General features: G+C 71.7%; 21 protein-coding genes, 4 tRNA genes and 1 pseudogene. 16 read left to right on the forward strand and 10 right to left on the reverse strand.

What is annotated here, in order from left to right:
- The first annotated feature begins 9 nt into the window (after positions 1-9).
- The 10 genes from ACFF45_RS17920 (at position 10) to ACFF45_RS17965 (ending at position 5523) form a co-directional block, all read left to right on the forward strand.
- Positions 10-537 carry a hypothetical protein gene (locus ACFF45_RS17920; RefSeq protein WP_381347110.1) on the forward strand — a complete coding sequence of 176 codons (528 nt, stop codon included), beginning with the start codon at positions 10-12 and terminating at the stop codon, positions 535-537.
- 63 nt (positions 538-600) lie between these two features.
- Positions 601-1530, forward strand: a complete 930-nt coding sequence (locus ACFF45_RS17925; RefSeq protein WP_381347112.1) for a LysM peptidoglycan-binding domain-containing protein — start codon at positions 601-603, stop codon at positions 1528-1530.
- 32 nt (positions 1531-1562) lie between these two features.
- The gene (locus ACFF45_RS17930; protein ID WP_381347114.1) at positions 1563-1790 is read left to right on the forward strand and encodes a holin; all 228 of its coding nucleotides are present in this window, start codon (positions 1563-1565) and stop codon (positions 1788-1790) included.
- A 29-nt stretch (positions 1791-1819) separates the two neighbouring features.
- On the forward strand, positions 1820-2233 hold the full coding sequence (locus ACFF45_RS17935) for a hypothetical protein (protein WP_381347116.1): 414 nt from the start codon (positions 1820-1822) through the stop codon (positions 2231-2233).
- Complete coding sequence (locus ACFF45_RS17940) at positions 2230-2589, forward strand: hypothetical protein (RefSeq protein ID WP_381347117.1); 360 nt, start codon at positions 2230-2232, stop codon at positions 2587-2589. The genes ACFF45_RS17935 and ACFF45_RS17940 overlap by 4 nt, the downstream gene beginning before the upstream one ends.
- Before the next feature lie 149 nt (positions 2590-2738).
- Positions 2739-3974: a helix-turn-helix domain-containing protein gene (locus tag ACFF45_RS17945; RefSeq protein ID WP_381347119.1), complete on the forward strand. Its 1236-nt coding sequence runs from the start codon at positions 2739-2741 to the stop codon at positions 3972-3974.
- A 145-nt stretch (positions 3975-4119) separates the two neighbouring features.
- Complete coding sequence (locus ACFF45_RS17950; RefSeq protein ID WP_381347120.1) at positions 4120-4518, forward strand: recombinase family protein; 399 nt, start codon at positions 4120-4122, stop codon at positions 4516-4518.
- Positions 4515-5084, forward strand: coding sequence for a hypothetical protein (locus ACFF45_RS17955; RefSeq protein WP_381347121.1), 570 nt, complete (start codon positions 4515-4517; stop codon positions 5082-5084). Before ACFF45_RS17950 ends, ACFF45_RS17955 begins: the two co-directional genes overlap by 4 nt.
- Positions 5081-5251 carry a hypothetical protein gene (locus ACFF45_RS17960; protein WP_381347122.1) on the forward strand — a complete coding sequence of 57 codons (171 nt, stop codon included), beginning with the start codon at positions 5081-5083 and terminating at the stop codon, positions 5249-5251. Before ACFF45_RS17955 ends, ACFF45_RS17960 begins: the two co-directional genes overlap by 4 nt.
- Before the next feature lie 134 nt (positions 5252-5385).
- Positions 5386-5523 (forward strand): hypothetical protein, encoded by a 138-nt coding sequence (locus tag ACFF45_RS17965; RefSeq protein ID WP_381347124.1) that lies wholly within the window; start codon positions 5386-5388, stop codon positions 5521-5523.
- A 593-nt stretch (positions 5524-6116) separates the two neighbouring features.
- Here the strand turns inward: ACFF45_RS17965 and ACFF45_RS17970 are convergent.
- The 7 genes from ACFF45_RS17970 to ACFF45_RS18000 all read right to left on the reverse strand — a co-directional run bounded on the left by ACFF45_RS17970 (position 6117) and on the right by ACFF45_RS18000 (position 12455).
- Positions 6117-6350, reverse strand: coding sequence for a helix-turn-helix domain-containing protein (locus tag ACFF45_RS17970; RefSeq protein WP_381347125.1), 234 nt, complete (start codon positions 6348-6350; stop codon positions 6117-6119).
- A 281-nt stretch (positions 6351-6631) separates the two neighbouring features.
- Positions 6632-6704, reverse strand: a tRNA-Lys gene (locus ACFF45_RS17975).
- Positions 6705-6804: 100 nt separating this feature from the next.
- On the reverse strand, positions 6805-8340 hold the full coding sequence (locus ACFF45_RS17980) for an amino acid permease (protein WP_381347127.1): 1536 nt from the start codon (positions 8338-8340) through the stop codon (positions 6805-6807).
- A 90-nt stretch (positions 8341-8430) separates the two neighbouring features.
- Positions 8431-8730, reverse strand: a complete 300-nt coding sequence (locus tag ACFF45_RS17985) for a hypothetical protein (protein WP_381347128.1) — start codon at positions 8728-8730, stop codon at positions 8431-8433.
- Positions 8731-9075: 345 nt separating this feature from the next.
- The gene (locus tag ACFF45_RS17990) at positions 9076-11217 is read right to left on the reverse strand and encodes a DEAD/DEAH box helicase (protein ID WP_381347130.1); all 2142 of its coding nucleotides are present in this window, start codon (positions 11215-11217) and stop codon (positions 9076-9078) included.
- A 254-nt stretch (positions 11218-11471) separates the two neighbouring features.
- Positions 11472-12011, reverse strand: a complete 540-nt coding sequence (locus ACFF45_RS17995; protein WP_381347132.1) for a hypothetical protein — start codon at positions 12009-12011, stop codon at positions 11472-11474.
- Between the two features lie 93 nt (positions 12012-12104).
- Positions 12105-12455: a metallopeptidase family protein gene (locus tag ACFF45_RS18000; protein WP_381347133.1), complete on the reverse strand. Its 351-nt coding sequence runs from the start codon at positions 12453-12455 to the stop codon at positions 12105-12107.
- A gap of 106 nt (positions 12456-12561) precedes the next feature.
- Here ACFF45_RS18000 and ACFF45_RS18005 point away from each other — a divergent pair, with 106 nt between their 5' ends.
- Both ACFF45_RS18005 and ACFF45_RS18010 read left to right on the forward strand, forming a co-directional pair.
- Positions 12562-14211 carry a metallophosphoesterase gene (locus tag ACFF45_RS18005; RefSeq protein ID WP_381347135.1) on the forward strand — a complete coding sequence of 550 codons (1650 nt, stop codon included), beginning with the start codon at positions 12562-12564 and terminating at the stop codon, positions 14209-14211.
- Positions 14211-14286: transfer RNA gene (locus tag ACFF45_RS18010), tRNA-Glu, on the forward strand. The genes ACFF45_RS18005 and ACFF45_RS18010 overlap by 1 nt, the downstream gene beginning before the upstream one ends.
- A gap of 101 nt (positions 14287-14387) precedes the next feature.
- Here the strand turns inward: ACFF45_RS18010 and ACFF45_RS18015 are convergent.
- On the reverse strand, positions 14388-15290 hold the full coding sequence (locus tag ACFF45_RS18015; RefSeq protein WP_381347137.1) for a hypothetical protein: 903 nt from the start codon (positions 15288-15290) through the stop codon (positions 14388-14390).
- Between the two features lie 15 nt (positions 15291-15305).
- Positions 15306-15683: a hypothetical protein gene (locus ACFF45_RS18020; protein WP_381347139.1), complete on the reverse strand. Its 378-nt coding sequence runs from the start codon at positions 15681-15683 to the stop codon at positions 15306-15308.
- Positions 15684-16321: 638 nt separating this feature from the next.
- Between ACFF45_RS18020 and ACFF45_RS18025 the strand changes: the two genes are divergently transcribed.
- The 4 genes from ACFF45_RS18025 to ACFF45_RS18040 all read left to right on the forward strand — a co-directional run bounded on the left by ACFF45_RS18025 (position 16322) and on the right by ACFF45_RS18040 (position 18536).
- On the forward strand, positions 16322-17062 hold the full coding sequence (locus ACFF45_RS18025) for a CHAT domain-containing protein (RefSeq protein ID WP_381347141.1): 741 nt from the start codon (positions 16322-16324) through the stop codon (positions 17060-17062).
- A 161-nt stretch (positions 17063-17223) separates the two neighbouring features.
- Positions 17224-17298, forward strand: a tRNA-Asp gene (locus ACFF45_RS18030).
- Positions 17299-17319: 21 nt separating this feature from the next.
- Positions 17320-17393 (forward strand) — tRNA-Phe (locus tag ACFF45_RS18035).
- Positions 17394-17669: 276 nt separating this feature from the next.
- Positions 17670-18536 carry a hypothetical protein gene (locus tag ACFF45_RS18040; RefSeq protein ID WP_381347142.1) on the forward strand — a complete coding sequence of 289 codons (867 nt, stop codon included), beginning with the start codon at positions 17670-17672 and terminating at the stop codon, positions 18534-18536.
- A gap of 137 nt (positions 18537-18673) precedes the next feature.
- On the opposite strand, the pseudogene ACFF45_RS18045 reads toward ACFF45_RS18040, so the two are convergent.
- Positions 18674-19375 (reverse strand): annotated as a pseudogene (locus ACFF45_RS18045) (site-specific integrase); the annotation flags it as partial.
- Positions 19376-19813 lie beyond the last annotated feature (438 nt).

Here is a 19813-nt window from a genome sequence, read left to right on the forward strand (position 1 = left end):
GAGGCCGTCTTGACGTTCATCACGTTCGCGGGCTGGCAACCCGGCATGATCATCAACGAGGAGCGGGCCAACAGCGCCGCACTGATGGGACGCACCGTCTTCTACGCCGCACGCACCACCAACCAGTCCATTCCCACCGGCACCGAGAGCGTCGCCAACGCGATCCAGTGGGACGACGTCGACACGGACCTGATGGGCGGCTGGACCGCCGGCAGCTCCACCCGCTGGACCGCGCCCTTGACCGGCTGGTGGGAGCTCGCCGGCGGCATCGGCTACAACGCGAGCTCGGGCGGCACCATCCGGGACGCCCTGTGGTTCGTCAGCGGCGCAGGCCTGCCCGCCGGACGTGCGCGCGGCGTCGCCACGACCACGATCGCCAACAGCCCGCTGACCGTCGAGGCACGCACTCTGCCCGTGCTGCTGACCGCAGGGCAGTACGTGGAGCTGGTCCCCGGCCAGGACTCCGGCGGCGCCCTGCTCACCGCTACGGGCACGTTCCGTCCGTTCATGTCGGTCACCTACCGCGGCCCCGCATAGCCCCGCCACCGCCCGCCGCCCCGAGCCGCCCCGGCCGGGGCTTTCCTCACGCCTGGAGCACGTATGGCCACACCTCTGTCCGCCGCCCGGTTCCTCGCCGCCCTCAAAGCCGAGGGCGTCAACGTCGTCGAGGTCGGCGACTGGCGCGACCACAACCGCAACCACGTCGGCCCCTGGGGGCCCGTCCACGGGGTGATGATCCACCACACCGTCACCAAGGGCGCCGCCAACACGGTCGACATCTGCCGCAAGGGCTACAGCGGCCTGCCCGGCCCGCTCTGCCACGGCGTCATCACCAAGGACGGCCGCGTCCACCTCGTCGGCTACGGCCGAGCCAACCACGCCGGAAGCGGCGACGACGACGTCCTGCGCGCTGTCATCGGCGAGACCGCCCTGCCGACCGACAACGAGCAGAACACCGACGGGAACCGGTACTTCTACGGGTTCGAGTGCGAGAACCTCGGCGACGGCGAAGACCCCTGGCCAGCCGCGCAGTTGCTCGCCATCGAGAGGGCGGCGGCCGCGCTCTGCCGGTACCACGGCTGGGACCAGAGCAGCGTCATCGGCCACCTGGAGTGGCAGCCCGGGAAGGTGGACCCGCGCGGCTTCACCATGGCGTCCATGCGGGCCCGGATCGCGAAGCGGCTCGGCGCCCAGCCGCCCGCCAGCGGCGGCTCGGCCAGCGGGGCGACCTACACGGTGCGCCAGGGGGACACCCTGTGGTCCATCGCCCGCGCGCACGGCACGACCGTGCCCGCGCTCGTCGACATGAACGGCCTGCGCGACCCGACCCACATCGACGTCGGGCAGAAGCTGAAGCTCCCCGGCGCCGCGGTGGTCACCTACACGGTGGCCCGGGGCGACACGCTCTGGTCCATCGCCACTTCCCGGCTCGGTGACGGCGACCGGTGGCGGGAGATCGCGTCCCTGAACTCCCTACGGGACGCCGACGAGATCACGCCCGGCCAGAAGCTGAAGCTCCCGAAGAAGTAACCCGACAACCGATCATCTGAGAGGACCACCCCATGGCAGCTCCCTCCGCCCCCATCGAGAAGAAGGTCAAGGCGTCCAGCGCGCTGGCCTACCTGGCGAGCCTGGCCGGGCTCGCGATCCTCGGCGCCGTCACCGACGACCCGTCCCTGATCTCCGGCATGCCCGACCCGCTGGAGCCGTTCGTCCTCGCCCTGGTGCCGGCGGCCGCGGCGGCGATCGCCGGGTGGGCGGCGCCGCACACCCCACGCTCGGGCGTCTGATGCCCTGCCCGGCGGCCCGGTGGCTCCGTGTGAAGCTGGGCCGCCGCGGCCACTTCCTGCTGATCCTGGGAGTCGGCAAGACGTGCTGGGGCCTCGGGTTCCTCATCGACCCGCCATCACCGGCCGGCCTCGACCTGCTCACCCGGGTCTGCGACCTGAAGCACTGGGCCTGGCTCTGGATCAGCGCAGGAATCGTCACCACCTGCAGCGCCTTCCTGCGGGTCGGGCGCGACTGGGCAGGCTACGTCGCCGCCCTCATTCCCCCCACGGTGTGGGCAACCGCCTACACCGCCGCTGTCGTCAGCGGCGAGTACTCCCGCGGCGCCTACGTCGCAATCTGGTACCTCACCTCGCACGTCGGGGTCATCTTGTGGGCGTCGCGGGTGCCCGAGCATTCGGTCCCCCACGTGCCGCGCGCCGCCCGGGAAGGCGGGCCTGGGTGAGCATCTGGGCAGGGATCGTCGCCGCGTTCGGCACGGTCGGGATGGTCGTCGCTGGCGTCTTCGCCGCTCGCGCGACGACCCGCGCGGCGGCGGCGACAGCCGAGGCGACCCGCGCGGCCGCGCTGGCACAGGCCGAACCGTCGCAACGGGAGCAGGACCGGGCAGCGTTCGAGGCGATCAAGACCGAACTGAAGGAAGACCTCGCGGAGACGAAGCGCGAGGTGCAGCGGGTCCGCGGCGTGCTGTGGTCGATCTCGCGGTGGGCGCTGGCCCTGCGCGACCAAGTCGTCGATCTGGGCGGTACGCCGCAGGAAACGCCGCAGGACGTAGAGGACTACTACCGCACCGGAGTGTGACCCTCGCCCCCACTGCCCTCGGGCGGTGGGGGCTCTTCTGCGTTTCCGGTACGACCTATCCACTGAGAGCCAACAAGCACGACGGCCCCCGGTATATCCAAGGGCCGTCCGGCGTACCGTTCCTAGAGGACGCTAGGAATGGAGCCAGTATGCCCCAGTGGAGCGACTACAGCACGGGTGAACGGATCAAGATCCTCCGTGGCCGTGCAGTTCGCCAGTCCGACCTGGCCGAGATGACGGGCCTGTCGATCGTCACCATCCAGAAGGCGGAGCAGGACAAGATGCTCTCGCTGCCGACGTTACTCGCCATTGCTGACGCTCTGGGCGTCGACACCTCGGTCATCCTCGGCCAGCAGGCGCCGCGCCGCGCGCTGGACCAGGGCGACCGCATGATGATCCGCGACCTGTCGCGGGCAGTGCACGACACAGCCGCAGGTCTCCTTCCGCCCAACATCGAGGCGGTGGCCGCAGACGTGCTGCAGGAGACCGTCGACCGCTGCTGGGACCTGTACTGGCGGGGCCGGTACATCGAGGCGGGCGCTGTCGTCGCACCGCTCCTCGTCGCGGCGGCCGCGCACCAGCACGAACAGCCGTCCGGACAGCAGGCGTCGGCGTGGGGCCTGCTGTCCGACGCCTACCGGCTCGCCGGCTACGTGGCGAACCTCGTGGGCGGACGGGACCTGGCGTACGCGGCGATCGGCCACGCCCAGATCGCCGCAGAGCGGGCCGCAGACGCCATGCGCGTCGCCCTGGTCAGCTCCGGCCGGGCGTGGGTGTACCTGCGGGACGCGCGGCTCCCCGAGGCGCTGAAGCTGGCGGAGAAGTCGGCGGCCGACATCGAGCCGCAGTTCTCAAAGGCGACGCCGGAGGAGCTGACGGCGTACGGGTCACACGTGAACTTCGCCGCGGTGGTGGCGAGCCGGATGGGCGACAAGGACCGGGCGGCGGACTACCTGTCCCAGTCGCATGCCACGGGCGCGCGGATGGGCCGTGAGGTGCGCGCGCACGGGACCGGGTTCGGTCCGATCACGGCGACGACGCAGGCCGTGGGCATCAACGTAGCCCTCGGGCAGACCGGCAAGGCCCTCGACCTCATCGGTTCCATCCACGACGTTTCCGCGCTGACGAAGGCGGCCAGGAATCGGTACGAGATGGACAAGGCAATGGCGCAAGCCGACGCCAAGCAGTGGGATGCGTCGCTGGACACGCTGGAGAAGACGTTGCGCAGCGACCCGGACTGGGCGCGTCACCAGGCCTTGCCCGGGGTCATCGTGCAGAAAGTCGGCAAAGCGTCGACCGCCCGACTGCGGCGGGTGTCAGAGCTCATTGGGGTGTCACCGGGCAGCCAAGGGTTCCTGCCGGCAACGTCGAAAGCGGCCCTGTGATCTGGTGACTGGTACGTAGCGGACCACTTCACGTAGTCCTGCCGTGAACGGTCGTACGAGGCGGACGACTTGAGACCTGACGGGTTATCAAAGTCGTCCGCCTCGTTTCTGTACTTGCACACTGAGTAGCGGCACCGTTACGGCCATGAAGAGGACACCTGGCGACACCTCCCGACGCCGCGTCATCACGGACGCGGCCAGCGGCTTCCCCTCCCGCGCCACCGTCGTGCTCTACACCTGCATCGCGCCCGGCCAGGACCAGACCGCTGTCCTCACACGACTACGCCGGTACGCGGAAGCGCGGGACTGGGTCGTCATCGGCGAGGTCATCGACCACACCACGACCGCCACCCCGCTGGACAGCCGCCCCAACTGGCAGAAGGCCCGGACGCTCATCACCAGCGGCCAGGCCCACGGCATCGTGACCACCTCGCGCACCGCGTGCGCCGTCACTCCCACCGACTTGTCCCTCGTGGACTGGCTCGCCCAACACCAGGCGTTCCTCGCCGAGGCCGAACCGCTCGTGGAAGGCCTAGCCGGATGAGCGACGCCACGCCTCCGGTGCACGCGCTCTCCGGGCGGGACAGAGCGCGTCGGCTGGCCGCCTACCACTGGCTGCTGGAATCGGCCCCGCACCGCGACACAGCCGGAATGGAGTGGACGCGGTACGGCGTGGCCCTGCTGACCGCTGGCATCCGGTGGGACGTCGTACGCGTGCCCTACGAAGTCCTCCACCCGAGCTTCGCCCGGGACACCGCCCCTCGCGACCTGACTCAGAGGCTCGGAGAGCTCGGCGTGATCGGTCCGGTCTTCTGCGACCCTTACCGGCCGTTCGCGTACTTCATGGTGCCGCCACGCACGGACCAGCAGTGGCCGCGCGACCTTGCCGCGGCTGGTGTGGAGTGCCTGGGCGGCACCAGACCGTACGTCTATCACGTGGGCGTGCCCCAGGTGGAGAGGGCTGCGCCGCCTGGCCTGTTCTGGCTGGCGCCCCCCGACGAAGCGAAGCGCCAGTACGTCAATCCCGAGCACCTGCACCAAGTGCTGCACGCCTGCGTGCACCAGTCGACCGAGCAGGAGCAAGCGGACGCGCCACAGGTGATCGCGTGAGCGACCGGGACACGCTAGGCGCCACGCTGACCGCACTGTGGGCGTTCGGCAACCTCGCCGCCACCACACTCCTCGGCATCACCGTCTACCAGCAGGAACAGCCCGCCGCCCCCAACGCGGCCACAGCTGACCTCGACACCCAGCCGGCCGACTCGGCCGCCACCTAGACCGGCGCCAACCATGCGCGTTTCCCGCCGTGCATGGCTGGCGCCTCCCACCTCCGCCAGCGAACCGGAGAGAAGGGGATCCCCGGCCGTCGACCGGCGGTCGGGAAAATCGCACCAACCGAAAGGACGTCGCAATGCGTAAGAGACTCGGCACCACGCTCCACCAGCTGCTCCGGCCGCTGGGGATGACCTGCCCGAACGGCGAGTGCGGCGGCACCATGGTGAAGTCGGGCGACTTCTACCAGTGCCCCAAGTGCGGCGCCACGATGTAACGCCCGTCCTGGGTGGTCTTCTCCTCGTTCTCTGGGTGCGCGCCCCGCAGGGCGAGCACCATGGGGAGGACCACCGCTCCAACGAAGGATGCTCATGGAATGCCCTAAGTGCAGGTCGACGAATGTCACGTCGACCGGTGAGAGGCCGGTCTGGCAGTGCATGAACCCGCATTGCAACGCGAGGTTCAATCGGGATGAGCAGGCCCGGAGGCTCGGCATCATCCGGTAGAACCCCACGACATGGCCCCGCCCGTGCCCGGAAAGGGAGAGCGCAGCGGGCGGGGCCATGCCATACCTGTTTCCGGCGCGCGCTGACCGCCCCCGCGGCACACGGAGGCGCCTCGTGAAGATCTGCGATCACTGCTCCGAACCGATTCGTCCTGACGAGCTGTACAGGGACGTCGACGTGCACGCGCCCTCTGCTGCCGCACCAAGCGTGGTGCTGCACGAGCGGCCATGCACCCCTGTGGTGCCGCACAAAAGCACGCAGGGACTCCTGCGCTCCTGACCCCCGCCCGCCCCGTCCTCGCGCCGATGCGGGGCGGGCGGTACCCGCGGCCCCGGCCGGCGCCCCCGTCGCCGGCCGGGGCCGCTCACCCAGTCAACTCTGCGAGCGGAACACCGACGGCGTGCGCGATCAGGATCAGGTCCAACAGGTTCGGGCTGGTCTGGGCCGTCTCGTACCGGTGGATCGTCTTGTGGTCCCGGCCGACCAGATCACCCAGTTGCACCTGAGACAGACCTGCCGCTCGCCGGCAGGTGCGGATGCGCTCGCCGATGACCTGCTGTCGGGCGAGCGCCCAGTCAGGAACGGGGTCGAGCGGCACCCGTACACCGTGATTGGATCTTGACGGCGAGTCTTTACCATCGCTGGTAAATCTCTGAAGCTGCCGCCACTGCTGGCGGCGTAAGACCCGCTGAAGCGCTGGGGCCTACGGGCCCTGGAGAGGACGCGGATGCGGGCCGGGCGGCCACCCCCGTGGGTGGCCGCCCGCGTTCGTTGTCTGACGTTCTCTCGGGCCAGCTACGGGCCAGCTATCGATCATGAGGACCGACTAAAACGGACAGGACCCCAGCTCATTCCTGCTCTGAGCTGGGGTCCGACGTGTAGGCCCTGTGGGACTCGAACCCACAACCAATGGATTAAAAGTCCACTGCTCTGCCAATTGAGCTAAGGGCCCTGGCGATGTTGCCTCCCCGAGCATAGCCGCAGGAGGCCGTGTCGCCGATCGGGTATCGGGGAGACGGGGCCGTGGGCGGGGGCGGAGGGGTCCGGAAGTGCTAGGGATCCACCGGTTCGGGAGCGGGGTGGACCGTCGTCCGCCGGGCCGCCGTGCGTTCGTGCGTGGGGTCGAGGAACCAGTGCCGGGCCGACGCCAGCCACCAGGCCGTGGCGGAGCCGAGGACGACCAGGACGGCGACCGGGGCGTAGTTGAAGGTCTCCCAGGTGACCGGGGAGACCTGCGGGAGCATGAAGAGGACCGTGATCACGCCGACCCAGCCGACCGCCACCACCCCGACCGGGCGCGACCAGCGGCCCAGGTGCCACGGGCCGCGTTCGAAGGCCTCGCCCCGGCGCAGCCGCAGCAGCGTCGGGATGACGTACGCGATGTACAGGCCGATCACCGCGATCGAGGTCACCGCCGCGTACGCCGTGACGTTGATCAGGTAGGGCAGGCCCAGGGCGAGGGCGCCCAGCACGGCCAGCCACACCGCCGCCACCGGCGTCCGGGTGCGCGGGCCGACCGTGCGCCAGACACGCGAGAACGGCAGCGCGCCGTCGCGCGAGAAGGCGTAGATCATGCGGCTGTTGGCGGTCACCGAGGCCATGCCGCAGAAGAGCTGCGCGCCGATCACGACCAGCAGCAGCAGCTTGCCCGCCGTGGCGCCGAGCGCGTCCAGCAGGATCTGGGCGGGCGGCGCGCCGGTCGGTGAGGTGCGCGCCCCCTCGTAGGACCGGATGGCGAAGGTGAAGCCCAGCAGCAGGACGAAGCCCGCCGCCCAGGAGGTCCAGATGGCGCGGACGATCCCGCGCGGGCCCGCCGTCGAGGCGTCCCGCGTCTCCTCCGTCATGTGCGCCGAGGCGTCGTAGCCGGTGAAGGTGTACTGGGCCATCAGCAGGCCCAGGAGCACCACGTACGCCCCACTGCCCCAGCCCGTGTGGTTCACGAACGCGCCGAAGACGAACGACGCCGGCCGGTGCTGGTCGGGCACCAGGGCCAGCGCGCCGGCGATCAGGGCCACGCCCAGCACGTGCCACCACACGCTGACGCTGTTCAGCAGCGCGACGACCCGGACGCCGAAGGTGTTCAGCAGGCCGTGCAGCAGCAGGATCGCGGCGAAGAGCAGGATGGTCCGGCCGGGTGTGACCTCGAAGCCGAACTCCAGGTTCAGGTAGGCGCCCAGGAAGGACGCCGCGCCGAAGTCGACGCCCGCCGTCACCGCCACCTGGCCCAGCACGTTGAACCAGCCCGTGAACCACGCCCAGGCGGCGGCCGACCGGGCGGGCGCCAGGCGGTGCGCCCAGAAGTACAGGCCCGCCGACGTCGGGTACGCCGAGCAGATCTCGGCCATGGACAGGCCCACGGTCAGGGTCAGCAGGCCGACCGCCACCCAGCCCCAGGTGATCACCGCCGGGCCGCCGGTGTTCATGCCGAACAGGTACAGGGTCAGGCAGCCGGACAACACCGAGATGATCGTGAAGGAGACCGCGTAGTTGGAGAACGCCGACATCCGGCGGGCCAGGACCTGGGTGTAGCCGAGCTGGGCCAGGCGTTCCTCGTCGGTCGGCCCGCCGCGCGACGCGTCATCTGTCATGCCCCCAGCGATTCCCTCACCGAGGGCGTGACACACGTCACAGGCAGGGCCAGAACAGGCCCTTGTACCCCTGCCAGCCCGTCGCGATCCTCACCGGCGCCCCCGAAGGAGCCCGCGCCCGTCCCCGGCACCCGGTACAGCGCCCCTGCGGAGTCGCGCGCGACCAGTCGGCCCTCCCGCCCCCGGGATGCCGCCGGCCCCGACGACCGCGTTGTCCGCCGCGCCCCGGCCCGACGCCGGCTTCACCCGCGCGGCGAAGGTGCCCGTGCCGTGGTGGCCGTACGGCACGTTGGCCGCGTCCTGGGTGACTGGGTCCCCGGCGCCGTCCCCGCTCAGGCCGCCGGCGCCGACGATCTTCTGGTACGTCTTCCCGTCGTCGTACAGCTTCACCCGGGCGGTGAACCGGCCCGTGCCGGTGGTACAAGCCGGGCTGCGCCGGCCCGCTGCCGCCGTCGACGCCGCACACCACGATCGCGACGGGCACCGGCCGGAACCAGTACGACGTGCTCACCGCGCCCGGTGACGTCACCAGGGAACGGCCGCCCCGGCCTGATCGTCCGCACCGCCGCCACCGGCACGGTCTGCCGCTGCGAGGGACAAGTCGGCCGATCGTGTAGCGATCACGTAACCCTGGGCCAAAGGATGACCGACGTGCGGGCCACCGCGCACGGAAAACGCCGTGGCCCCCACCAGTACGTCGGTGGGGGCCACGGCGTTGGGCCGGCTCAGCCGGCGTCAGCCGTTGCGCTTCCAGCGCGGCTTGTCCTCGCGGCGCCCGAAGGAGCCGCCGCCGCGGTGGTCGTCACGGCGGCCGTAGGGGCGCTCGTGACCGCCGCTGCGGAAGCCGGGGCGGTCGCCCTGACGGTCGCGGTTGAACGGACGGTCACTGCCGCGGTGACCGCCGCGCTCGTCCCGCCGGTCGAAGGGACGGGCCGGACGGTCGTCCCGGCGGAAGCCGCCCCGGTCGTCCCGGCGCTCGAAGGAACGGCCGCCGCCGTCGCGGTCGAAGGAACGGCCGCCGCGGTCACGGTCGAAGGACCGCCCGCCCCGGTCGCCGCCCCGGTCGCCGTCCCGGCGGTCGTCACGACGGTCGTCCCGGCGGAAGCCGGCGCGGTCGTCGCGGCGCTCGAAGGAACGGCCCCCACGGTCACCCCGGTCACCGCGGGCGCCCCGGTCACCGCGGTCGCCGCGGTCGTCCCGGCGGAAGCCGCCCCGGTCGTCCCGGCGCTCGAAGGAACGGCCGCCGCGGTCACGGTCGAAGGACCGCCCGCCCCGGTCGCCGTCCCGGCGGTCGTCACGACGGTCGTCCCGGCGGAAGCCGCCCCGGTCGCCGCCGTCGCGGCGGTCCCGCCGCTCGTACGACCCCGCGCCCTCCGTCCGCTCGGCCCGCTCGTCGTCCCGGGGCGCCGCCTGCTCCGGCACGGACACCTCGACCACGTCCGGCGCCTCGGCCACCGCGGCCTGCGCCTCGGCCACCGCCGCCTCGGGGTCCTCGCCGCGCTCGCGGGCGACCCGGGCGACCAGCCGGTCGGCCTCCTCACGCAGCTCGGCGGCGCGCCGCTGCGCCCGCTCCAGCTGCTTGGTGAGCTGGGCGACCTCGCGCTCGGCCTGCTGCGCGGCGTTGCCCGCGGACTCGGCCTGCACCTCGGTCATCGACCGGGCACCGGTGATCTCGGCCACCTCGGGGTCGAAGGCGCCGGCGCCCTGGATGATGTGGCGCGAGGCGTCGACGCCCGCGTCCTCCATCAGGCGGAAGATCTGGCGGCGCTGGTGCGGCAGGGCGAGCGACACCACCGTGCCGGTGCGCCCGGCGCGCGCCGTACGGCCGGCCCGGTGCAGGTAGTCCTTGTGGTCACCGGCCGGGTCCACGTTCAGGACCAGGTCGATGCCGTCGACGTGGATGCCGCGCGCGGCGACGTCGGTGGCGACCAGGACGTTGACGTACCCGTCCTTGAAGTCCGCCAGCGTCCGGGTCCGGGCGCCCTGCGTCATGCCGCCGTGCAGCGCCTCGGCCTTGGCACCGGCGTCGCGCAGCTGCTCGGCGACGCGGTCGGCGCCCAGCTGGGTGCGGACGAAGATGATGGTGCGGCCCTTGCGGGAGGCGATCGCGGCGGTGACCGGCGCCTTGTCCTTGGGCTTCACGATCAGGATGTGGTGCGACATGGTCGTCACCGCGCCCTGGGCCGCGTCGACCTCGTGCGAGACCGGGTCGTTGAGATAGCGGTCGACCAGGGTCTTGATCTCGTTCTCCATGGTGGCGGAGAACAGCATCCGCTGGCCGCCCGCCGGGACCTGGTCGAGCAGCTCGGTGACCTCGGGCAGGAAGCCCAGGTCGGACATCTGGTCGGCCTCGTCGAGCACGGCGACCTCGACGTCCTCCAGGGAGCAGGCGCCGCGGTTGATGATGTCGCGCAGCCGGCCCGGGGTGGCGACGAGGACGTCGACGCCGCGCTCCAGCGCGTAGATCTGGTTGCCCATGGACGTACCGCCGCAGACGACCTTCATCTTCAGGCCGAGCTGGTCGCCGTACGGCTGGAGGGCGTCCGCGACCTGCATCGCGAGCTCACGGGTCGGGGTGAGGATGACCGCGCGCGGACGGTGCTTCTCGGTGCGGCCGCCGGACAGCCGGGCCAGGGCGGGCAGGCCGAAGGAGAGGGTCTTGCCGGAGCCGGTGCGGCCGCGGCCGAGGATGTCCTTGCCGGCCAGGGCGTCCGGGATGGTCGCGGCCTGGATCGGGAAGGGGGTGGTCACACCGTTCTGCGCGAGCTTGCGCACGACGCCCTCGGGCAGGCCGAGATCGGCGAAAGTGATCTCGATCTCGGGGGCCTGGTCGTCGCCTGCGGGCAGGACGGCGTGATCAGTACTGGCGATGGACATACGTCTGCGAAACCTTCCGGAGTCTCATCGGCACGCGCCCGTCAACTCCGTGATTCGCACACGACCGCCTCAATGCGGTCCGCCACGGCAAGGGAGAGTACGCGCCACACGGCGCGCTCTGCGGTGGCGCCGGGCAAATGGGATCAAACGATCTACCACCATACGCACCCACCACCCCGAAAGGCAAACCGGCCTCAGCCGCACACCCCGATGACCGGCCCGGAAGTGGGCCACGTCACAGCCGGGCGCCCCGCCTACACCGGCGCCCCCGCCTCCGGCGCCGGCTCGCGCCGGGCCAGCTGCGGCCCCGTCTCCTCGTGCGCCGACGAGGACGGCTCGGCGACCGTGGGCTCCGCAGAGGCCGGCGGCTCCGGTGCGGGCGGGGTCGGCTCCGGGTCCGGGACGGTGCGGGTGGGGGTCGGCTCGGGCGGGGGCGGCGGCGGGTCGCCCGGCTTCTCGGTGTGACCGGGCGGCACCGGCGCCGGTGCCGACGCGCTCGCCCCGGGCGCCCGTACCGATCCGGACGGCGCGGGCGTCCGGCCGGGCGCCGCCGGCCGGCAGCCCTTGCCGTCCCCGCCGCGCACGGGCTCCGCGCCGCCCGCGGCCCCGCCGCCCGCCGGCCCGCCGCCGGACACGGCCGTCCCCCCGTCGGGCGCCTCGCCGCCCCGTGGTCCCGCCGAGTGCGACGGCCTGGCCCGGGCGCCGTCGTCGTCACCCACGCTCATACAGCCGGCGGCCGCGGCGACGGCCACGGCGGTGGCGGCCAGGCGGACAGGTACGTACAAGGGGCGCACGGGCGGCCACCTCCGGGGCGGGGGGCTGGAGTCAACCTGCCCAACTCCCGGCGCCCGCACGAGGACACGCGCCCCGTTACGCGGGCCGTCTCGTCACCCGTAACCCAGCGCGTGCAGCCGCGCGTCGTCGATGCCGAAGTGATGGGCGATCTCGTGCACGACCGTGATCTCGGTCTCCGCGACCACGTCCTCGCGCGACTCGCAGATCCGCAGCGTCGGCCCCCGGTAGACGGTGATCCGGTCCGGCAGCACCCCGGCGTACCACTCCCCCCGATCGGTCAGCGGCGTCCCCTCGTACAGCCCGAGCAGCTCGGGATCGTCGGCGGGCGGTTCGTCCTCGACGAACACCGCGACGTTGTCCATCAGGCGTGTCAGCTCCGGCGGGATCCGGTCCAGCGCCTCGGCGACCAGTTCCTCGAACTCCTCGCGCGTCATCTCCAGCACAGGCCCATTGTCCGGCACGGCACCCCGGGCGAGACCCCCGCCACCACCAGCCGCACGACCCGCCCGGGCTCGCATGTCCGCCCGGCGACGTGGGCATACGGCATCAATGGCCCGCGTCCCAGCCGCCGTCCGCGCCACGATCAGCCGCCTCCGGCCCGCCCGCCGCCCGCGCCCCGCCCCCACGACCGCCGTGCTCGAACCCGTCCCCCCGCCCGCCGGCCGCCTGCGCCGCGCCCTGGGCCTCACGGCCGTCGTCCTGCTGGGCGCCTGGCTGGGCCTGCTGGTCGTCGGCAACGTCCGGGTCCCGGTCGGCCCGATGGACACCACCATGACCCTGCGCCCGTCCCTCACCGGCGGCACGAAGATCAACGTCTCCCCGCTGGGCGCGCTGCACCTGGACAGCCACACCGCCCCGGTCCGGCTGGACGTCAACGTCGACCAGCTCGACCCGGCCCGCTCCCAGGCCCTGGTCGACCACCCCGAACGTTTCTCCGGCCTGCAGGACGAGGTGGCCCGGGACATCGGCCACGGCGCGCTGGACCTGGCCGTGCGCTCCTGCGTGGCCGTCGTCACCGGCGCCACCGCCCTCGGCCTGGCCGTGTACCGGCGCCCGCGCCGCGCCCTGGCGGCCGGCGGCCTCGCGCTCACCCTGCTGGCGGCCTCCGGAGCGACGGCGTACGCCACCTGGAACCCCAAGTCGGTGCTGGAGCCGAGGTTCTCGGGCCTGCTCTCCTCCGCGCCCTCCCTGGTCGGCGACGCGCGCAGCATCGTCACCGAGTTCGACGTCTACCAGCGGGAGCTGGCGCGCCTGGTGTCGAACGTGACCAAGCTGTACGACGCCACCTCCACGCTCCCCGCGTACCGGCCGGACCCGACCACCATCCGCGTCCTGCACGTGTCGGACATCCACCTCAACCCGGCGAGCTGGAAGATCATCGCCTCGCTGGTGGAGCAGTACGAGGTGAACGTGATCGTCGACTCCGGGGACACCATGGACCACGGCACGTCGGCGGAGAACGGCTTCCTGGACCCGATCGAGGACCTGGGCGCCCCGTACGTCTGGGTCCGCGGCAACCACGACTCGCACACCACCCAGCGCTACCTGGAGGACCTGAAGAACGTGCACGTCCTGGACGACGGCCGGGCCGTGTCCCTCGCGGGCCTGCGGTTCGCCGGCATGGGCGACCCCCAGTTCACCCCGGACCGCACCGACCGGCCCGGCGCCGAGGCCTCCCAGGAGCTGGCCGGCGCCCGCCTGGCCACCGCCCTGCGCGACCAGCGCGCCGCGGGCACCCCGGTGGACGTGGCCGTCGCGCACGAACCGCAGGCCGCCCGGCAGACGGACGGCGAGGTCCCGCTGGTCCTGGCGGGCCACGTGCACCACCAGGAGATGGAGGTGCTGCCGTACGGCACCCGGCTGCGCGTCGAGGGCTCGACCGGCGGCAGCGGGCTGCGCGCGGTGGAGGACGAGCACCCGGACCCGATCGAGGCGTCGATCCTCTACTTCGACCGCGACACCCGCCGTCTCCAGGCCTGGGACGCGATCCGCCTGGGCGGCCTCGGCCTCACGACGGCGGAGGTCAGCCGTCATCTGGTGGAGGAGAACCAGCCGGGGGCCACCCCGACCCCGTCCCCGACCCCGTCCGCCGCCTCGGCCGCGCCGCCGGGTCCGTCAACCGTTTTGGCGATCCCTCCCGCCATCCCCTATGCTTCTCACGTCCCCGACGCGCTGAAAAGCGCCCAGGCGGGCCGATAGCCCTCATCGTCTAGCGGCCTAGGACGCCGCCCTTTCAAGGCGGTAGCACGGGTTCGAATCCCGTTGGGGGCACCAGCGAGACGTACGGAAACCCACTCCCTGCCGGAGTGGGTTTTTTGCGTGCCGCGCCGTCTCACGCATGCCGCGCCGTCTCACGCGTGGCGTGCCGCGCCGTCTCACGCATGCTTGCGCAGATGGGCGGTCACCTGCGTGCCGAGGGCGGGGGACAGCCGTCCGGGCGGTACGTCGAAGCCCAGCTCGCGGGCGAGCGCCGCGCCCCGCAGGTCGAACGCGGCCTCGGTGAGGTGCGCCAACGTGTCCACGGCGGCCCGGGTGCGGCGCAGGCCGGCGACGAAGAGGGCGGCCGCGACCGGCAGCGCCGGCCACCACCACACCGCCACCGGCACCGTCAGCACACCCCACCCGGCGAGCGCGACGGACGCGTCCAGCTCGCCTCGGGCGGTGCGCAGGGCGTTCTGCTCGGAGTCGGTGAGGACCAGCCACAGCCGGGGCCAGGCGAAGACGACGTCGAGCCGGTACCAGGCCCAGACCCGGGAATCGACCGCGCCCAGCCGGTCCCCGGCCCACACGGGGTGGGCGGGCGCCCGCAGGGCGACAGCGTTGCGCCGGGCGGCGAGCTCGTTCAGCCGGGCGCTGTCCGCGGCCGACGGCCGGACGCCGACCCGGTCCAGCTCCTCCCGGTACGCCGCGTCGGCCGCCGTCCACCGCGCGGCCCGGGCGGCCGTACGCCGCGCGGCCGGCCCTGCCAGGACGCCCGGCCAGGGCTCGAACCACAGCCGCGCCAGCACCGCGGCGGCCCCCCGGGCGGCCAGCCCGGCCGCGGCCGACAGCAGCGGCAGCACCACGATCACGAACAGCCACACCGACGACACGCCCCGGCCGGCCGCCGGGCCGCCGGATACCGGCAGGCCGGTGAGCCGGCCCGGGTCCGCCCAGTGCGCGTGCCCCAGCCGGTACGCCGCCGCCGCGCCCGCCACGTACAGCAGTCCCGGCAGGACCAGCAGCGTCATCCAGCGCTCGGCGTACCTGCGGCCCAGCTCGGCCACCACCGCGTTCATCGCCCCCGCCGCCCGTCAGCCGAAGCGCAGCGGGCTGTCGTGCAGCGCGCAGACCGGCAGGTCGTCGCCCGGACGGGGCAGCTCGGCACGGCGGCAGGTGCCGAGCGGGCACCGGTAGCGGCCGCGCGGGACCCGGCCGGAGTGGTCGACGCCGGGCAGGTCAACCAGGCCGCCGGACGGTTCCGCGCCGGCGCCGGGCGGCACCGCCCGGGCCGTCCAGGACTCCAGCAGCTCCAGCAGGCCCAGCTCCCGCAGCCGGTCGGTGACCGGGTCGCCGCGCCGGGCCGCCGGCAGGGTCTCCTCCAGCGCCGGTCCGTCACCGGCCTCCTCGGCGACCTCGCGCAGCGCGGGCAGTTCCCGGCACAGCGCGCCCAGCAGCTCCGCCGTCTCCACGACCGGCTCCCTCCCCAGCGAGTTGATGGATCATCATGATGCCCTGAGCGCACACCGGCAGCGGCGGCCGACCGGGGGCGGACACGCGCGAGCACGGGCGGGAGGACGGTCGGGAGGACGTCGGCTGGGCGTGGACGATGCGGCTCGCCGAACGGCTCGGTCGGCGCGGCCGGACTCCTTCTGGACCGGCGGCGACCGCGAGGCGGTGACCGACCCGGCGGCGACCGCGAGGCGGTGACGGACCCGGGGTCGGTCGCCGAGCGGACGAGCTGGGCGGGTACGTGCTGCGGAGCAGGGACTGGCGACGGGACGCTGTACGTCCTCGACCCGTCGGCGGCGGCCGCCGTCACCCATCTGTACTCCGCCCGGTGCCTGGTCCCGGGCCCGGACACCCCGCGGGCACGGCCCGAGCTGCGGCTGACGGTGACGCTGTTCGCGGTGTTCGCGCGGTACGCGCCGGAGGAGGTGCCGCCGGCCCCGGCCGGACCGCCGGCGTCCGAGACGGCGGCCGCGGAGGAGCCGGCCGGCCCTGGAACTGCTGGGCCGCCGGCAGACCGCGTCCGACGCGGCGGCGCCGGAAGCGGTGATCGCCCGCGGCTGCTCGGCGAGCTGCTGCCCGCGTCCCGCCCGGGCGCGCGGTGCTGCTGTCCGACCTGGGCGCGGCCCTGCGCTCACGCACCCCCTGCACGGCACCCGGAAAGACCTGGAGGACGCCGCGGCCTCGGACGGAAGGCCGCGCGCCGGGCCGGGCCGGGCGACCCGGACCGGTCCGTGTACGACGCCGGCCGGTCCGGCACGCTGACCGTGCGCCACGGGCCGCGGCGCGACCGGGCCGGCCCGGAGGCGGTCACCACCGGGTTGCGGGCGGTACGGCCGACGCCCGCGCCGCAGGCGCTGATCCACTCCCACACGGGCATCGCGCTGCTGGAGCGGAACGGGGCCGACGCGGCGGTGGCGGACCTGGACGCCGCGATCGCCACCGCCCGGCGCAGCGCCGACGCCGCGGCCGGCAGCCGGGAGCAGGGCGTGCCGCGCACCCTCCTGGGCAGGCCCCGCCGGCCCGGTCCGGCACCCCCGGCCTGCCGCCCCTGCCGCACGCCGCGACGGAGGTACGGCACCTGGCGCACCGCTTCCCGCACACCACCGTCCCGAAGGGCCCGGAGGCCACCCGCGGACACCTGCCGCGCGCCCTCCCCGATCACCCCTGCCTGCACTTCTGCGGCCACGGCACCCAGGACCCCACCGACTCGGCGGGCGGCGCCCTCTCCCTCCACGACCACCAGCGCTCCGGCCCGCTCACGGTCACGGACGTTCCCGCCTGCGCCTCACCGGCGCCCGGCTGGCCTTCCTCTCGGCCTGCGAGAGCGCTCGGGAATTAACCGGTACGGGGCACCGGCCCGCCTCTGATATGCTGATCCAGCGACATCGGGAACCAAGAAAGTGCAGGTCAGCCGCCAGGAAGCAGCCCTTCCAGCGGATTTCCTCCACTGGTTTTGGAGACTCACATCGCCGTGTGCGACACTGTCGTACGCAACAGCCTGGTCCTGTGGAGCAGTTTGGAGTGCTCGCCACCCTGTCAAGGTGGAGGCCGCGGGTTCAAATCCCGTCAGGACCGCTCGGGGTCTCACAACCCCGTGGCTGGGTAGCTCAGTTGGTACGAGCGTCCGCCTGAAAAGCGGAAGGTCGCCGGTTCGACCCCGGCCCCAGCCACAACCGCCCTACCTGGGCAAACACCCCCTCTGGAGTTCATCGGAGGGGGTGTTTTCGTGTCGGTTACGCCAACGCGTACGCCAACGGCACGATCAGAGGAGCTAGATCAGCAGTCTCTTTCGGGTTGTCCTGTGTCGGGCCAGCTGCCTTGACCGCACTAGAGACCAAGCAGGCCACAGTCAGAGGCGGGTGCAGCAGCACGGCACGGCGAGGGTGCTTCGCGACTGTGCGCACCTAGTTCTCCTGATCAGCGGCCAGCCAAACGGTATGGTCCAAGTGAACAAGATCTATAAGGGGGCGATCGTCATCACTGGTGGCACTGGTTCGGGAGGGGACTCGAATGCTGGAGATGCACCGGTCCCGCTGTGGAGGAGACCAGCGGTGATGGCTGCTGCAACCGCAGTCGCCATCACCGTTATAGCCGGGTGGATTCAACAAGGCGGGGCCGCCGCCGTCTCATCATTATTCGGCGACGCAGATGAAACTGAACCCGTGGTTCACGCCAAAACCATGGAGCCGGATTTCTGTGGCGTGTGGCATCTGCGCAAGGAAGCGTCTGCGGTATCTGAAGAACTCAAGAAACAGCTGAACGGGCCTAAACCCGCCGGATCAGGAAATCCTGACTACTCGAAAATCCTGTCCGCCGTAAGGAAAGCAACGAAGTCCGACTTGCCATCGGGTAACACGGTTGAGGTTACAATCGAAGGCAGCAATGGTAAGGCGGCTATCCTGACCGGACTGGACGTTATCGTTCAGAAGCGGTCTGCCCTGTCTGGAGACCTCATGACGGTTGGCTCCAGCTGTGGCGGAGGGGTTACGGCGCGCCGTTACGTCGCCGAACTGGACGATCCGAACCCTCGCTTCGAGGTGGTTGAGCAGGCAGGCCCCGGCGAGGAGACCAAGAAGCCAATCGACTTCCCCTACAAGGTCTCGTCCGGTGACCCGGAAGTGTTTCACCTGGAGGGCGCTTCAAATGACGGAATCGTCGAATGGAAAGCAAAGCTTCATTGGGTCGCCGATGGCAAGGAAAAATCGACCGAGATCAGCGATAACGGAAAGCCGTTCGTTTCCTTTCCTGATAGGTCCGTGAAGTATTTCTTCAGCACCGACCTCAATGAGCTGGAAGACATGACCGCAAACTAACGCGTGTTGCTCCATCGATGAAGCAGGGACTTGCAAAGGAATCGTCGAACCTCGCTTAGGTTCACATTTACGGGATGCCCCTGCCCCACGACCCTTCGGGTAGGGGCATCCCATACGCTAGCTCGTCGCTGAAATGATCAGGAAAGCTGTTCTCCGAGCCTTCTCAAAGCTTTCCTCTGCTCATCGAGGGAAGCATGCGCGTAGATCTTCATCGTCACGCCGATATCGCTGTGGCCGACGATCTGGCGGACGATGTGCGGCGGTACCCCCAGATCGAGTAGGAGCGATACAGCCGAGTGCCGTAGGTCGTGGAACCGGATTTCCAGTCCCAGCCGCTTCCGGAGCGGGTACAAGCTCCGACGCAGGTTGTCTGGCCCCAGCGGGGTGCCGATGCGGGACGTGAAGATCAGCCCGTTCTCCTTCCACTCCGTCCCGGCGGCGGCCCGTTCCTGCGCCTGGCGCTCGCGGTGCTCGGTGAGCGCCTTCACCACGGCCGGCGGGAGCGGCACGGTGCGGACTGAGGCAAGGGTCTTGGGCCGGACGAGTCGCAGTTCGCCGGAGACGCGCTGGAGAGCCCGCTCCACGATCAGCGTCTCCCGGTCGGAGTCGACCGCGTCCCAGCGCAGGCCAAGCAACTCACCCCGGCGCATCCCGAGGACCAGGGCAAGCACGTAGAGGGCGTGCAGCCGGTCCTCCGCCGACTCTCGGATGAGTAGCCGTGCCTCGGCGACGCTGAGCCCCTTGCCGGTGTCGTACGAGGGCGTGGGGACCTGAACGAGTTGGGCGACGTTCCGCACGATCAGTTCTTCTCGTACGGCGTTCTGGAGCGCGTTGCGAAGCGGCTCAGGCGCAGGGCCGTCATAACCTCGGGGACGGTTAAGGCCTGGTGAGTGGTGGGCAGGGTGGGGCTCACTTCTGCCTCCAGGGGCGTCGGGACTCCCGGCTTCTGTCCGAGGTGCGGAATTCTGCGTCACCTGCGTCATCTGCGTCATTCGGGGCTCTGACCTGCTGGTTTGTGGTGACACAAGGCCGGGAGGGTGCGTCACCGGTGACACAGACCCGCGTCATCGGGTGACGCGGGGTGACGCAGGATTCGGCCGTCTGCGTCACCGCCGTTTCGGCAGGTCACTGGCCGTTTTCAGGGGCCGGGTGACGCAGGTGACGCAGCGTCTCTCTACTTCGGACAAAGAGGGGGTGGTGTCTGTTGTGGTGCGCGGCTTAGTACTCCAGTGCGGTTTCGTGATCTATCCAGCGGGTTCGCCGACGGCTCGTCGTCG

The organism is Streptomyces cinereospinus (genome assembly GCF_042430725.1).
Taxonomy (GTDB): Bacteria; Actinomycetota; Actinomycetes; order Streptomycetales; family Streptomycetaceae; genus Streptomyces; species Streptomyces cinereospinus.